Below are 16,499 nucleotides of genomic sequence, written 5' to 3' on the forward strand. Positions count from 1 at the left end.
GCGGTCGCGGCTCGCGCCGCTCCTACAGGGGGCGCGCCGACATCGCGGCGATCGCGCCGCCTTTCAGTGATCGCGGCTCACCGCATACCGCGCCAGCCCGCGCAGCGCCGCGACGTAATCGTTGTCGTCCAACCCGTCCAGCGCCGCCTCGGCCGCGTCGGCGTAGTCCCGCGCGCGCCGGCGGCTGTAGTCGAGGCCGCCGGTGGCGTGGATCGCCGCCAGCACTTCGGGCATCGCGTCGCTGTCGCCGTGTTCGACCGCGGCGCGCAGGCGCGCGCGCACGGCTTCGTCGCTGTGGGCGATGGCGTGGATCAGCGGCAGCGTGGCCTTGCCTTCGGCGAGATCGTCGCCGAGGTTCTTGCCCAGGGTCTGCGCATCGGAGGCGTAGTCGAGCACGTCGTCGGCGATCTGGAAGGCGTAGCCCAGGGCCATGCCGTAGTCGTGCAGGCGCTGCTGCACGGCGGCGTCGCTGCCGGCCAGCAGCGCGCCCAGGCGGGTCGCGGCGGCGAACAGCACCGCGGTCTTGCGCTCGATCACGCGCAGGTAGGCCGGCTCGTCGGTGTCGGGATTGCGCACGTGCAGCAACTGCAGCACTTCGCCTTCGGCGATGCGGTTGGTGGTGTCGGCGAGGATCTTCATCACCTCCAACTGTTCCAGTTCGACCATCAGCTGGAAGCTGCGCGAGTACAGGAAATCGCCGACCAGCACGCTGGCGGCGTTGCCCCAGACCGCGTTGGCGGTCTTGCGGCCGCGGCGCAGGTCGGATTCGTCGACCACGTCGTCGTGGAGCAGGGTGGCGGTGTGGATGAATTCGATGACCGCGGCCAACTGGTGCGCCTGCGGGCCGCGGTGGCCGAGCGCGCCGGCCGCGAGCAGCAGCAGCATCGGCCGCAGGCGCTTGCCGCCGGCGCCGACGATGTACTCGGCGACCTGATTGATCAGCACCACGTCCGAGGCCAGCCGGCGCCGGATCAGGGCGTCGACGGCGCCCATGTCGTCGCGGGCCAGGGACTGGATGTTCGCCAGGTCGGGGACTGACAGGGTCGTAGCGCTGGAAGGCATGGGGCGGTCGGATCGAAGAAACGCGAATTATAGGGCCTGGGCGCAAACCATCTCAGTCCGCCGCGAACGCCGGGCCGATCGGCCGGTCCACGCCGAAGTGGCGTCCATGACTGAACGCGCTGAATCGAAAATCACGCCAAAGCCGCTTTTTACCCGCATTTAGCGATTATTTGCGATGTAAGTCGCATGTGAATTTCACATGTCTTCTGCGCTAAGACGGCTAATTTCCGACGCGAAAAGACACTTTTAGTTGGTTGTCTGTTGGTGGCAGGAAAGTCAGGGCGGTTCGGCGCGCCTGCAGGAATGTGGGGCCTAAAGTGTCGCGATTCGTCACTTTTTGCCCCTTCATGACGTGATTTGTGCTTTGCCCATCGCATTTTTATTGTGATCTTCATTGAAACAGCAATGTGATGGATGGCACACTATTTGCGGTCTTGTCCTGTAAGGCAGTACGAATCACGTATTGGCGGTAGGGGTTCCACTCCAGGCACGGAAAAGGCGCACTAGCTACAGCGCCGAGGCGTGGCCAGGTGTGGGAGCAAGGGGGGCACGTCATGGCGTGTCATTGGCTGAGCACCGATATCCCAGGGGATGTCGCTGGTCCATCCGCCCATTGGGCGGCTTCTTTCTGCTCGTCGTGCAGTAGCCCGAACTGGGCATGCGCCGGGCGGTTCCCGCCGTAACCGAAGCGACAGCCAGGCAGTAGCGGCTGCAGCGCCGACGCATGCGTCCGGCGGCTGCGGCAGGCGCCGCCCAGCTGGCTTCGCAGCGCGCGCGCAGTTCCGGCGCAGCGAGCACGGGGGCGAGCGTCGCGGCTCGAACGCGATCGCGTTCGCCGCAGCGCCCGCCGCAGCACCGCACGACCGCAGTACCAAGGCAAACCCGCAGTAAGCACGTCGAACAGCCGCAAGACGCGCACAGGCTTCCGCCGCCCGGCGGACGCCCGCGCGTCCCGGCGCTTACCGAACTCCTGTTTGGGCTACCGCATGAAAATCGCCAACATCCTCATCCCGTCCAGCCCGTCGCCGCGTCCGCGCGACCCCGATGCTGGCCCGCGCAAGACTCGCACCGGGATGAGGATGTGGTTCGCCGCGGCGCTGGCCCTGGCCGGCCTGCCCGCGTCCGCGCAGAACTTCCCCACGACGCTGAGCAACACCGCGACCATCGCGCCGCCGGCGAACGTGACCAACGTCGATACGGCGTGCACGAGCAACGGCGGCGTGTTCGAAGCGGGGACGGGGCGGTGCTCGGCGACCGACAACAACACGCTGGCGGCGGTGGCCGACCTGGTGTTGACCAAGACCAACAGCGCCAACAGCGTGAATGCGGGCGGCTCCACGACTTACATCATCGTGCTCACCAACAACGGTCCGAGCGCCGCCAACGGCACGGTCGTTCGCGATCCGGCCGCGACCGGCTTGAGCAAGACCAGCGTCGCCTGCGCGTTCGCCGGCGGCGCTGCGTGCCCGGCCGTCACCGTGGCGACGTTCGAGAGCGGCGTGACCGTGACCAGCCTGCCCGCGGGCGGCAGCCTCACCTTTACCGTCGTCGCCAATGTCACGGCGACCAGCGGCAGCGTGACCAACGCCGTCACCGCGACGCTGCCGCCGAACACCACCGACCCGACCCCGCCGGGCACCGTCACCGATACCGATACGGTCACGGCCTTGGCGGATCTCGCGCTCACCAAGTCGGTCGCTCCGGCCAGCCCGGCGATCGGCAGCAACGTCACTTTCACCATCTCGGTCAACAACAACGCCGGTCCGTCCGATGCTGCCGGCGTCCTCGTCAACGACCTGCTCCCGGCGGGCTACACCTTCGTGTCGTCTTCGGCGAGCCAAGGCGCCTACAACAGCGGCACCGGCGCATGGACGGTCGGCGCGCTCGCGCGCAACGCCAACGCGACGTTGACCATCGTCGCCCGCGTGAAGGAGACCGGACCGTACCCGAACACCGCTGCGGTCAGCGCGGCCACCAGCGACCCGAACACCGCCAACAACACCGCCACCGCCACGCCGACGCCGGTCGCGACTGCGAGCTGGACGCTGGACAAGGCGACGACCTCGACGCCGACCCGCGCCGGCGACACGGTGACCTATACCTTCAGCGTCACCAACACCGGCAACGTCACGATCAACAACGTCAGCGTCGCCGATCCGAAGCTGCCGTCGCTCTCGTGCACCATCGCCTCCGTCGCTCCCGGCGCGAGCGCAAGCTGCACGCCCAGCGGCAATGTCTATACGGTGACCCAGGCGGATGTCGACGCGGGCTCGGTGGTCAATACCGCTACCGCCAGCGGCACGCCGACCGGCGGGACCCTGCCCAACGCCAGCGACACCAACACGGTGACCATTGCGCCGACGCGCTCGATGACCATCGACAAGTCGTCGACGGCGACGACGTACGCGACCGTGGGCCAGGTGATTCCGTACACCTACGTGGTGACCAACACCAGCAACGTGACGATCACCGCGGCCCTCTCGGTCAGCGACGACAAGACCACGGTGACCTGCCCGGCGCTGCCGGCCGGCGGTTTGCTGCCGAATCAGAGTTTGACCTGCACGGCCAACTACACCGTCACCCAGGCCGATCTCAACGCCGGCAGCATCACCAACATCGCGCGTGCGACCGACGGAACCACCACGTCGCCCACGGATACGGTGAAGATCGACGCGACCCAGAACCGCGCGCTGACGATCGACAAGTCGTCGACGGCGACCACTTACTCGGCGGTCGGCAATGTGTTGCCGTACAGCTACCGCGTGACCAACAGCGGCAACGTGACCATCACCGCGCCCATCTCGGTGAGCGACGACAAGACGACGGTGACGTGTCCGGCGCTGCCGGCCGGTGGCCTGGCCCCGGGCCAGACGCTGACCTGCACGGCGAACTACACCGTGACCCAGGCCGACATCGATGCGGGCAAGGTCGTCAATATCGCCAGCGCGACCGATGGCACCACGACTTCGGCGACCGATACGGTCGAAATCACCGCGACCCGCAATCCGGCGATGACCATCGACAAGTCGTCGACGGCGACCACCTATTCGGCGGTCGGCAACGTGCTGCCGTATAGCTACCGCGTGACCAACAGCGGCAACGTGACGATCACTTCGCCCATCTCGGTGAGCGACGACAAGACGACGGTGACCTGTCCGGCGCTGCCGGCCGGCGGTCTGGCCCCGGGCCAGACGCTGACCTGCACGGCGAACTACACCGTGACCCAGGCCGACATCGATGCCGGCAAGGTCGTCAACATCGCCAGCGCCACCGATGGCACCACGACGTCGGCGACCGATACGGTCGAGATCACCGCGACCCGCAATCCGGCGATGACCATCGACAAGTCGTCGACGGCGACCACCTACTCGGCGGTCGGCAATGTGTTGCCGTACAGCTACCGCGTGACCAACAGCGGCAACGTGACCATCACCGCGCCCATCTCGGTGAGCGACGACAAGACGACGGTGACGTGTCCGGCGCTGCCGGCCGGCGGTCTGGCCCCGGGCCAGACGCTGACCTGCACGGCGAACTACACCGTGACCCAGGCCGACATCGATGCGGGTAAGGTCGTCAACATCGCCAGCGCCACCGACGGCACCACGACTTCGGCGACCGATACGGTCGAAATCACCGCGACCCGCAATCCGGCGCTGAGCATCGACAAGTCGTCGACGGCGACCACCTATTCGGCGGTCGGCAACGTGCTGCCGTACAGCTACCGCGTGACCAACAGCGGCAACGTGACGATCACCGCGCCCATCTCGGTGAGCGACGACAAGACGACGGTGACCTGTCCGGCGCTGCCGGCCGGTGGCCTGGCCCCGGGCCAGACGCTGACCTGCACGGCGAATTACACCGTGACCCAGGCCGACCTCGATGCGGGCAAGGTCGTCAACATCGCTAGCGCAACCGATGGCACCACGACGTCGGCGACCGATACGGTCGAAATCACCGCGACCCGCAACCCGGCGATGACCATCGACAAGTCGTCGACGGCGACCACCTATTCGGCGGTCGGCAACGTGCTGCCGTATAGCTACCGCGTGACCAATAGCGGCAACGTGACCATCACCGCGCCCATCTCGGTGAGCGACGACAAGACGACGGTGACGTGTCCGGCGCTGCCGGCCGGCGGTCTGGCCCCGGGCCAGACGCTGACCTGCACGGCGAACTACACCGTGACCCAGGCCGACATCGATGCCGGCAAGGTCGTCAACATCGCCAGCGCCACCGACGGCACCACGACCTCGGCGACCGATACGGTCGAGATCACCGCGACCCGCAACCCGGCGATGACCATCGACAAGTCGTCGACGGCGACCACCTATTCGGCGGTCGGCAACGTGCTGCCGTACAGCTACCGCGTGACCAACAGCGGCAACGTGACCATCACCGCGCCGGTTTCGGTCAACGACGACAAGACCCCGGTGACCTGTCCGGCGCTGCCGGCCGGCGGCCTGGCCCCGGGCCAGAGCCTGACCTGCACGGCGAACTACACCGTGACCCAGGCCGACCTCGATGCGGGCAAGGTCGTCAACATCGCCAGCGCGACCGACGGCACCACGACCTCGGCTACCGACACGGTCGAAATCACCGCGACCCGCAACCCGGGGCTGGGCATCGACAAGAGCACCACTTCGACCGGCTATGCGGTGGTGGGCGATAGCCTCAACTACACGTATCGGGTCACCAATACCGGCAACGTGACGCTTACCGCGGCCATCTCGGTGAGCGACGACAAGACTCCGGTGACGTGTCCGGCGTTGCCGGCCGGCGGCCTGGCCCCGGGCCAGACGCTGACCTGCACGGCCAGCTACACGGTCACCCAGGCGGATATCGACGCGGGTAGCGTTACCAACATCGCCAGCGCGACCGACGGCACCACGACCTCGGCGACCGACACGGTGGTCGTCGGTGCCACCCAGAATCCTGGCCTGGGCATCGCCAAGTCTTCTACTGCTACCAATTACGCAGCGGTGGGCGATGTGCTGCCGTACCGCTACATCGTCACCAACACCGGCAACGTGACCCTGACCACGGCCATCACCGTGGACGACGACAAGACCCCGGTGACGTGTCCGGCGCTGCCGGCCGGCGGCCTGGCTCCGGGCCAGACGCTGACCTGCACGGCGAACTACACCGTGACCCAGGCCGACATCGACAATAGCCTGGTCACCAACATTGCCAGCGCCAAGTCCGGCGCGGTGCAATCGTTGACGGACAGCGTCACCATCAACGCGACTCAGAATCGCGCGATGACGATCGACAAGTCGTCGACGGCGACCACCTACGCCGCGGTCGGCGACGTGTTGCCGTACAGCTACCGCGTGACCAACAGCGGCAACGTGACCATCACCGCACCGGTTTCGGTCAACGACGACAAGACCCCGGTGACCTGTCCGGCGCTGCCGGCCGGCGGCCTGGCCCCGGGCCAGAGCCTGACCTGCACGGCGAACTACACCGTGACCCAGGCCGACATCGATGCCGGCAAGGTCGTCAATATCGCCAGCGCAACCGACGGCACCACGACCTCGGCCACCGACACGGTCGAGATCATCGCGACCCGCAATCCGGCGATGACCATCGACAAGTCGTCGACGGCGACGACCTACGCGGCGGTCGGCGACGTGCTGCCGTACAGCTACCGCGTGACCAACAGCGGCAACGTGACCATCACCGCGCCGGTTTCGGTCAACGACGACAAGACTCCGGTGACCTGTCCGGCGCTGCCGGCCGGTGGCCTGGCCCCGGGCCAGAGCCTGACCTGCACGGCGAACTACACCGTGACCCAGGCCGACCTCGATGCCGGCAAGGTCGTCAACATCGCCAGCGCGACCGACGGCACCACGACCTCGGCGACCGATACGGTCGAGATCATCGCGACCCGCAATCCGGCGATGAGCATCGACAAGTCGTCGACGGCGACCACCTACGCGGCGGTCGGTGACGTGCTGCCGTACAGCTACCGCGTTACCAACAGCGGCAACGTGACGCTGACGGCGGCCATCTCGGTCAGCGACGACAAGACTCCGGTGACCTGTCCGGCGCTGCCGGCCGGTGGCCTGGCCCCGGGCCAGAGCCTGACCTGCACGGCGAACTACACCGTGACCCAGGCCGACCTCGATGCCGGCAAGGTCGTCAACATCGCCAGCGCGACCGACGGCACCACGACCTCGGCGACCGATACTGTCGAAATCACCGCGACCCGCAATCCGGCGATGAGCATCGACAAGTCGTCGACGGCGACCACCTATTCGGCGGTCGGCGACGTGCTGCCTTACAGCTACCGGATCACCAACAGCGGCAATGTGACCATCACCGCCCCGGTTTCGGTCAACGACGATAAGACCCCGGTGACCTGTCCGGCGCTGCCGGCCGGCGGTCTGGCTCCGGGCCAGACGCTGACCTGCACGGCGAACTACACCGTGACCCAGGCCGACCTCGATGCCGGCAAGGTCGTCAATATCGCCAGCGCAACCGACGGCACCACGACCTCGGCCACCGACACGGTCGAGATCATCGCGACCCGCAACCCGGCGATGACCATCGACAAGTCGTCGACGGCGACCACCTACTCGGCGGTCGGCGACGTGCTGCCGTACAGCTACCGCGTGACCAACAGCGGCAACGTGACCATCACCGCGCCGGTTTCGGTCAACGACGACAAGACTCCGGTGACCTGTCCGGCGCTGCCGGCCGGCGGCTTGGCCCCGGGCCAGACGTTGACCTGCACGGCGAACTACACCGTGACCCAGGCCGACATCGATGCGGGCAAGGTCGTCAATATCGCCAGCGCGACCGATGGCACCACGACGTCGGCCACCGACACGGTCGAGATCATCGCGACCCGCAACCCGGCGATGAGCATCGACAAGTCGTCGACGGCGACCACCTACGCGGCGGTCGGCGACGTGCTGCCGTACAGCTACCGCGTGACCAACAGCGGCAACGTGACCATCACCGCGCCGGTTTCGGTCAACGACGACAAGACTCCGGTGACCTGTCCGGCACTGCCGGCCGGTGGCCTGGCCCCGGGCCAGAGCCTGACCTGCACGGCGAACTACACCGTGACCCAGGCCGACCTCGACGCCGGCAAGGTCGTCAACATCGCCAGCGCGACCGACGGCACCACGACCTCGGCGACCGATACGGTCGAAATCACCGCGACCCGCAACCCGGCGATGACCATCGACAAGTCGTCGACGGCGACCACCTACGTGGCAGTCGGCGACGTGTTGCCGTACAGCTACCGCGTGACCAACAGCGGCAACGTGACCATCACCGCACCGGTTTCGGTCAACGACGACAAGACCCCGGTGACCTGTCCGGCGCTGCCGGCCGGCGGCCTGGCCCCGGGCCAGACGCTGACCTGCACCGCGAACTACACCGTGACCCAGGCCGACCTCGACGCCGGCAAGGTGGTCAACATCGCCAGCGCGACCGACGGCACCACGACCTCGGCCACCGATACGGTCGAGATCATCGCGACTCGCAACCCGGCGATGACCATCGACAAGTCGTCGACGGCGACGACCTACGCGGCGGTCGGCGACGTGCTGCCTTACAGCTACCGCGTGACCAACAGCGGCAACGTGACCATCACCGCGCCGGTTTCGGTCAACGACGACAAGACCCCGGTGACCTGTCCGGCGCTGCCGGCCGGCGGTCTGGCCCCGGGCCAGACGCTGACCTGCACGGCGAACTACACCGTGACCCAGGCCGACCTCGACGCCGGCAAGGTCGTCAATATCGCCAGCGCGACCGACGGCACCACGACGTCGGCGACCGATACGGTCGAAATCACCGCGACCCGCAATCCGGCCATGACCCTGGCCAAGCGCGCGCTGCCGGCCTACGCCGACAACGACAACAGCGGCAGCATCACCATCGGCGACGTGCTGACCTACGAGCTGACCGCCACCAACACCGGCAACGTCACTCTCAATAACGTGGTGATCACCGACAGCAAGACCACGCCGTCGAGCTGGAACTGCCCGGCGATGGCGCCGACCGGCGCGAGCGCGGTGTGCACGGTGACCGGTACCTACACGGTCACCCAGGCCGACGCGATCGGCGGCAGCATCGTCAACAACGCCGGCGTGACCTCGACCGAGATCACCACGCCGGTGACGGCGACCAGCACCACCCAGGTGCAGCGTCGCCAGATCGTCGCCACCCCTGACGCCGGCACCGTGTCCAACGGCGCCGCCGGCGGCGTGGCCGTGCCGAACATGCTCGGCAACGACACCCTCAACGGCCAGCCCGCCACGACCACGACGGTGATCCTGACCCAGGTCTCCACCTCCGATCCGAAGGTGACCCTGGATCCGGCCACCGGCGCGGTGAACGTCGCCCCGGGCACGCCGAAGGGCAGCTACAACATCGAGTACCGCATCTGCGAAACCGCGGATCCGGGCAACTGCACCACCGCGATCGTCACCGTCACCGTCGACGCCGCTCCCATCGACGCGGTCGACGACATCGTCGCCACGCCGGTCAACGGCGCCACCGGCGGCACCAACGTGGTCAACGTGCTCGGCAACGACACCCTCGGCGGCAGCGCGGTCAATCCGGCCGACGTCACCGTCAAGCCGAACAGCAACGGTCCGCTGACGGTCAAGGCCGACGGCAGCGTGGACGTCGCGCCGAACACCCCGGCCGGCAGCTACACCGTCACCTACCAGCTGTGCGAAGTGCTGAACCCGAGCAACTGCGACACCGCCACGGTCACCATCGCCGTGTCGGCGCCGGCGATCACCGCCACCGACGACCCGGCCGGCGGCACCGGCGTGACCCCGCAGAACACGCCGGTGAGCACCAACGTGATCGCCAACGACACGCTCAACGGCGCGCCGATCGATCCGAACCTGGTGATCATCACCGTCAGCACCGATCCGGCCAACGGCACCACCGTGGTCAACAGCGACGGCACCATCACCTATACGCCGCGCAGCAACTTCGCCGGCGACGACAGCTACACCTACACGATCTGCGAGAAGCTCAACCCGACCAACTGCGCGACCGCGAAGGTCAGCGTGACGGTGCAGCCGAACAAGGTCACGGCCAATCCGGACACCGCCCAGACCAACCAGCAGACCCCGGTGACCGTCAACGTGATCGGCAACGACACGGTGACCGGCGCGCCGCTGGATCCGGCCTCGCTGACCATCGTCGGCGAACCGGCCAACGGCACCGTGACCTGCGCGGCCGGTGCGTGCACCTACACGCCCAAGCAGTTCTTCGCCGGCACCGACACCTTCACCTACCGCGTCTGCGACACCTCCTCGCCGACGCCGGTGTGCGCGACCGCGTCGGTCACCATCACGGTGATCGCCAACGCGCCGGTGCTGCGCCTGGTCAAGACCTCGGCGGTGCGCGAGGTCAAGATCGGCGACCTGGTCCGCTACAGCGTGCTGGTCGAGAACGTCGGCGACTCGCCGGCGGTCAACGCCACCCTGGTCGACATTCCGCCGGCCGGCTTCACCTTCGTCGACAACTCGCTGAGCGTGGACGATGACAACAAGAACGGCGTGGTGATGAGCGCCAACCCGCTGCGCATCGGCGGCATCGACGTGGCGATCGGCGGCAAGGCCACCGTGAGCTACTTCCTGCGCGTCGGCGCCGGCGTGGGCAAGGGCACGCACAAGAACCAGGTCGCCGGTTACGACGACAAGGGCACCAAGATCTCCAACGACGCCACCGCCGAAGTCACCATGGCCGGCGACCCGCTGCTGGAAGACAGCCTGCTGGTCGGCACCGTGTTCGACGACCGCGACGGCGACGGCTGGCAGGATCCGGCCAAGGCCAGCGGCGTGCGCGTGCAGGGCGGCTTCGCCCCGAACGCCTACGTCGCCGGTTCGACCACCGTCGATCGCGGCGAAGGCCCGGTCGCCGAGCCCGACGCCAGCGCGCCGATGCTGCACGGCATCGCCCTGGGCCGGATCGACGGCCGCGGTTCGGCCGCCGCGCCGGCGCGCGAAGTGGTGGTGCGCCAGACCTTGAACGAACTGGCCTTCACCGACGACTTCGTGCTCACCACCGACGAAGGCACCACCGTGCGCATGGGCGCCGACGGCCGCACCACGGTCGAACGCACCCGCGGCGACGCGGCCAAGGGGCTGAGCGGGCAGGACCTGCAGGTGACCCGCCAGGTCGCCCAGGCCGCGACCGGTTACGTCGTCTCCTACACGATCCGCAACAACGGGATCGAGGAGCGCGGCATCCCGGGCGTGCGCATCGCCTCGGTCGAGGGCTTGATCATGGAGACCGACGCCTACGGCCGCTTCCACCTGGAAGGCATCGAAGGCGGCAACTCCGCGCGCGGCCGCAACTTCATCCTCAAGGTCGATCAGGCCACGTTGCCGCCGGGCTCGGCGTTCACCACCGAGAACCCGCGCGTGCGCCGCATCACCCAGGGCATCCCGACCCGCTTCGACTTCGGCGTCAAGCTGCCGCCGGGCGAAGTCTCCGGCGCGAAGTCCGAGACCGACGTCGAACTGGGCGAGGTGATGTTCGAGTCCGGCAGCGCCAAGGTGAAGGAGAGCTACGCGCCGATGTTCGCGCAGATCGCCGGACGCCTGCGCGACGCCGGCGGCGGCAGCGTCACCGTCAGCGCGCAGGCGCAGGAGGAGGCGCTCGCCTTCGCCCGCGCCCGCGCGGTGCAGGCCGCGCTGCTCAAGCAGCTGGAGGGCGATCCGGCGCTGGCGAGCAAGGTGTCGGTGGATGTGGTCGCCGGTACCGACGCCACGTTGGTCAGCCTGGACCCGGCGATCCGCCTGGGCGAGGTCCTGTTCGACACCGACCAGGCCACGATCAAGCCGCAATACCGCGCGCTCATCGGCGAAATCGCCAAGGCGCTCAACCAGCAGGGCAGCGGCGCGATCGGCATCGTCGGCCGCGCCGACAAACGCGGCGCCGCCGCCTACAACGTCCAACTGGGACTGCGTCGAGCCAAGGCCGTGTTCGAAGCGATCTCGGCCGAACTCAAGCCCGAGGTAAGGCAGAAAGTGCGAGTGGACATTACAGACGACACCCAGGCGCCCGTCGGCGTGGGCAACCGCTGAGGACATGGCCATGAAGATCAAGATGAAGCTTCTGGACATGACCCTGATCGGCCTGCTGACCGGCGGCGTGTTCGCCGCCGGCGCCGCCGCCCCCGCGTACGCGCAGAAGTCCGGCCAGCCGGGCCTGCCGCTGAAGCAGGGCGACGGCGGCCGCGCCGGCGCCGTGCCGGTGGACCTGAGCTCGCTCGACAAGCCCGCGCCCGCGCGCGAGGCGGTGGCGGGCGCGGCGGAGGTCCCGGCGCAGTGCCAGGGCAACGAGTGCCGCAGCGACGAGGGCCTGCTGTTCCGCGTGCGCACCCGCGGCGAGGACAAGCCGGTCGCGCAAGGCGACGACCCCGCCGCGCTGCAGGCCAACCGCCGCGTCGACGTGGTGCGCGAGAACCTCACCGAAGGCACGGCCAAGATCGCCGGCAAGTTCCAGATCGACCTGCCCAACGGCGGCGTGATCTGGGCCACCGAAGATCCCACCCTCGGCCCGCCGGTGCTCAACGTGCAGTCCGGTTCGACCGCGCCGTTCGAGAACGGCCGCATCATCAAGCCGGTGCGCTTCCACGCCTACACCAACTACGCGTCCTTCATCGAGAAGCTGCAGGTCACTGTGTACCGCGGCAGCGACACCGACCTGGTGACGCCGCTGGCGACCATCGACGTGCCGGTGGAGAACGTGGCCGAGCAGGAGTGGGACGGCGCCTTGCCGGCCGGCTTGAACCTGCTCGCCGGCGACGAGCTGATCTACATCGCCCGCGCCTACGGCAAGAGCGGAGTGTTCGACGAAATCCAGCCGCAGCGCATCCAGTTGCTGAAGCCGGAAGAGTACGAGCGCGGCGTGCAGATCCAGCGCGACCAGGTGCAAAAGAGCCTCGGCCAGCCGATCGACGAGCGCAACGCCCAGGACCTGGCGATCACCAGCTCGATCTACGGCACCAACGCGATCCGGTTGCAGAACATCCCGGTGTACGGCTCGCGCGTGCGCATCTACGGCCGCGACATCCCGCGCGACACCCAGCTCACCATCAACGACCAGACCTTCCCGATCGACCTGGAGCGCAAGTTCGCCGCCGAGTTCCTCGAGCCGGTCGGGCCGCACACCTATGCGGTCAAGATCAAGGGGCAGGGCGGGACGACGCTGGAGAAGAACCTCGACGTCAACGTCACCGGCAAGTACAGCTTCCTGGTCGCGCTGGCCGACGTCACCCTGTCCAAGAACAGCGTCAGCGGCAACATCGAGCCGATGGCCGCGGGCGACCGCGGCCGCTACGACGACAGCTTCATCAGCGAAGGCCGGCTGGCGTTCTATCTGAAGGGCAAGGTGCAGGGCAAGTACCTGATCACCGCCCAGGCCGACACCCGCGAGAACGAGATCAAGCGTCTGTTCAACGGCTTCTTCGACGCCGACGCGCAGGACATCTTCCGCCGCCTCGACCCGAACCTGTACTACCCGGTCTACGGCGACGATTCCAACACCTATCGCGACGTCGACACCCAGGGCAAGCTGTACCTGCGCGTGGACTGGGACCAGAACCAGGCGATCTGGGGCAACTTCAACACCGGCATCACCGGCACCGAGTACGCCCAGTACAACCGCTCGCTGTACGGCGCGGCGCTGGCCTGGCGCAGCCGCAACACCACCGTGCTCGGCGATCCGCGTAGCGAGCTGCGCGTGTTCGGTTCCGAAGCGCAGAGCGCGCTCGGCCACACCGAGTTCCTCGGCACCGGCAACAGCCTGTACATGCTGCGCCACACCGACTTGCTGCCGGGTTCGGAAAAGGTCACCGTCGAAATCCGCGACGTCAGCACCGGCCGGGTCGAATCGCGCGTGGACCTGACGCGCGGCGCCGACTACGAAATCAACAACATGCAGGGCCGGATCCTGCTGACCCGCCCGCTGTCGCAGATCACCCGCGAGAACGTGCGCACGCTGACCCGCGACACCCCGCTGGACGGCTACACCCAGCGCCTGCTGGTCGACTACGAATACGTCCCGGCCGGTTTCCAGACCGACGACGTCAGCGCCGGCTTCCGCGGCAAGCAGTGGTTCGGCGACCACCTCGCCGTCGGCGGCACCTACATCGACGAGAACCGCAGCGGCGACGACTACACCCTCAAGGGCGTGGACCTGACCCTGCAGGCCGGCCGCGGCACTTACCTGAAACTGGAGAAGAGCCGCAGCGAATCCACCGCGGCGCCGCTGTGGTATTCCAGCAACGGCGGCATCGACTTCGTCCGCGTCAACCCGATCGACGGCCCGCGCAAGGGCGACGCCGACAAGATCGAAGCGCGCGCCAACTTCAAGGAACTGGGCTGGACCCAGCTCGATTGGAGCGCGGGCGCGTGGTGGCGCGACGTCGATCCGGGCTTCTCGATCTCGCGTTACGACCAGGGCCAGGCCGTGCGCGAGTACGGCGCCGAATTCCTCGGCTACTTCACCGAGAACTTCAGCCTGTTCGGCCGCCACACCCGCCGCGAACGCGGCGACGAGGCGCTGGAACAGAGCCAGCTGACGATGGACTGGCGCATCACCAACGACGACCAGCTCGGCGCCGAACTGCGCCGCATCCGCGAAGAGCGCGGCGCCGGCTCGACCGTGCCCGACCTCGACGCGATGTTGTTCGCGATGCGCTACACCCACCGCATCGGTTCCAGCCTGGAGCTGTACGTCGCCGGCCAGTACACCGTCGACGACGACGGCGGGCGCTACGACCGCAACGACCTGGGCACGATCGGCGCGCGCTACCTGTTCGGCGACCGCTCCAGCGTCAGCGCCGAATACAGCAACGGCAGCCGCGGCAGCGCCGGCAAGGCCGAGGCCGAATACCGCCTGACCCCGGACCACACCATCTACGGCGGCTACACCTTCAGCGCCGACAGCACCGAACGCGACCCGCTGTTCGACAACGTGCTGCAGACCGGTTGGACCATCGGCCAGCGCTGGCGCTTGAACAACCAGACCAACCTCTACAACGAAAGCGTGTTCCTCAAGGACCCGCGCGATTCCAGCGAGGGCATCGGCCACACCTTCGGCATGGACTTCTATCCCGCCGAAGGCTGGAACCTGGGCTTCAGCGTGATGGACGGCGACGTCGACGGCCCCTCCGGCCACATCGACCGCCGCGCCTACAGCCTCAGCGGCGGCCGCACCGACCAGCGCACCGACTGGTCGAGCAAGGTCGAATACCGCAAGGACAGCGGCGCCGAACGCCGCGAAGCCTGGACCACCGCCAACCGCCTGTTCTACAAGATCAACGAAGACTGGCGCATCGCCGCGCGTTTCCTGTACTCCGACATCAAGGACCAGATCGACGTCAGCCGCGGCGCCAAGACCGTCGAAGGCAACCTCGGCTTCGCCTACCGCCCGCACGACAACTCGCGCTGGGCCGCGTTCGGCAAGTACGTGTACCTGTACGACCTGGCCACCATCGGCCAGGAAGGCGGCAACCGCTACGACCAACGCTCGCAGGTGCTGTCGTTCGAAGGCATCTACCGCATCGACGACAAGTGGGAAGTGGCCGGCAAGGCCGCCAGCCGCTGGGGCGACTACCGCATGGGCCGCAGCGAAGGCCTGTGGCTCGACAGCCGCGCCGACCTGCTGGCCGGCCAGGTGCGCTACCACCTGATCGCCAAGTGGGACGCGATGGCCGAATACCGCTGGCTGTCGGTCAAGGACGGCGGCGACCGTCGCGGCTGGCTGGTCGGTGTGGACCGTCAGCTGAGCGAGAACTTCAAGGTCGGCGTGGGCTACAACTTCACCGACTTCAGCGACGACATGACGGATTTGGAATACGACAACAAGGGGTGGTTCCTCAACTTGGCCGGTTATTACTGAGCGGCAGAGCAGGGCGGAACCATCGCAGAACGAAAAGGGCGTCCGCGAGGACGCCCTTTTTCTTTGTCGGAGCTGCAAGCGCCGAGTAAGTCGCGACCGCCCCCTGTAGGAGCGGCGCAAGCCGCGACCGCGTCGACTCAACTACGCCGTTACTTCACCCGAGCGCGCTCTAAGGTTGCGGGGTCGCTCGCGATGCTGCTGCGGCTTTCGGTGTGATGCGTATTGCGTGCATCAGCATTGCACACAGCTCGAAAAGCCCTGCGAGCGGCTGTTGACAAGTGTTTTTGCGAGTAGCAGTCTTGGCGCCGGAGCCTAGAAACTCCTCAAACAGCGGCCCCCACCTCCGAGATTCCGGTGGGTTTTTTATGCCTGTAGTTCGGGCATGGCCGGCGCGTGTGCTTGCGTCGGGAGGGCGGCTAATACAACACCCGCAAGGGGAATACGCCCGCCGTCTGTTTGCGGTTTCTAGCCTCCCGACATCCCGCCTGCGCCTTCGCGCAGCGCGGGCCACTGGCTCATGGAGAGGAGTACCGCCGATGCCCCGAAGA

The 16,499-nt window shown here is 67.5% G+C and carries 3 protein-coding genes; 2 read left to right on the forward strand and 1 reads right to left on the reverse strand.

Annotated features, from left to right (window positions below):
• Positions 1 to 63: 63 nt before the first annotated feature.
• Positions 64 to 1,062 (reverse strand): polyprenyl synthetase family protein, encoded by a 999-nt coding sequence (locus tag RDV84_RS14280; RefSeq protein ID WP_309150715.1) that lies wholly within the window; start codon positions 1,060 to 1,062, stop codon positions 64 to 66.
• Positions 1,063 to 2,048: 986 nt separating this feature from the next.
• Here RDV84_RS14280 and RDV84_RS14285 point away from each other — a divergent pair.
• Together RDV84_RS14285 and RDV84_RS14290 are read left to right on the forward strand one after the other, a co-directional pair.
• Positions 2,049 to 12,128 (forward strand): DUF7507 domain-containing protein, encoded by a 10,080-nt coding sequence (locus RDV84_RS14285; RefSeq protein WP_309150716.1) that lies wholly within the window; start codon positions 2,049 to 2,051, stop codon positions 12,126 to 12,128.
• Positions 12,129 to 12,138: 10 nt separating this feature from the next.
• Positions 12,139 to 15,951, forward strand: a complete 3,813-nt coding sequence (locus RDV84_RS14290) for a hypothetical protein (RefSeq protein WP_309150717.1) — start codon at positions 12,139 to 12,141, stop codon at positions 15,949 to 15,951.
• The last annotated feature ends 548 nt before the right edge of the window (positions 15,952 to 16,499 follow it).

The organism is Lysobacter yananisis (assembly GCF_031199375.1).
In the GTDB taxonomy this organism is placed as follows: Bacteria; Pseudomonadota; Gammaproteobacteria; order Xanthomonadales; family Xanthomonadaceae; genus Lysobacter; species Lysobacter yananisis.

Bases quoted from the DNA above. Each gene is read 5' to 3' on its own strand.
- RDV84_RS14280 (WP_309150715.1), bottom strand. From the start codon at position 1,062: ATGCCTTCCAGCGCTACGACCCTGTCAGTCCCCGACCTGGCGAACATC.
- RDV84_RS14285 (WP_309150716.1), top strand. From the start codon at position 2,049: ATGAAAATCGCCAACATCCTCATCCCGTCCAGCCCGTCGCCGCGTCCG.
- RDV84_RS14290 (WP_309150717.1), top strand. From the start codon at position 12,139: ATGAAGATCAAGATGAAGCTTCTGGACATGACCCTGATCGGCCTGCTG.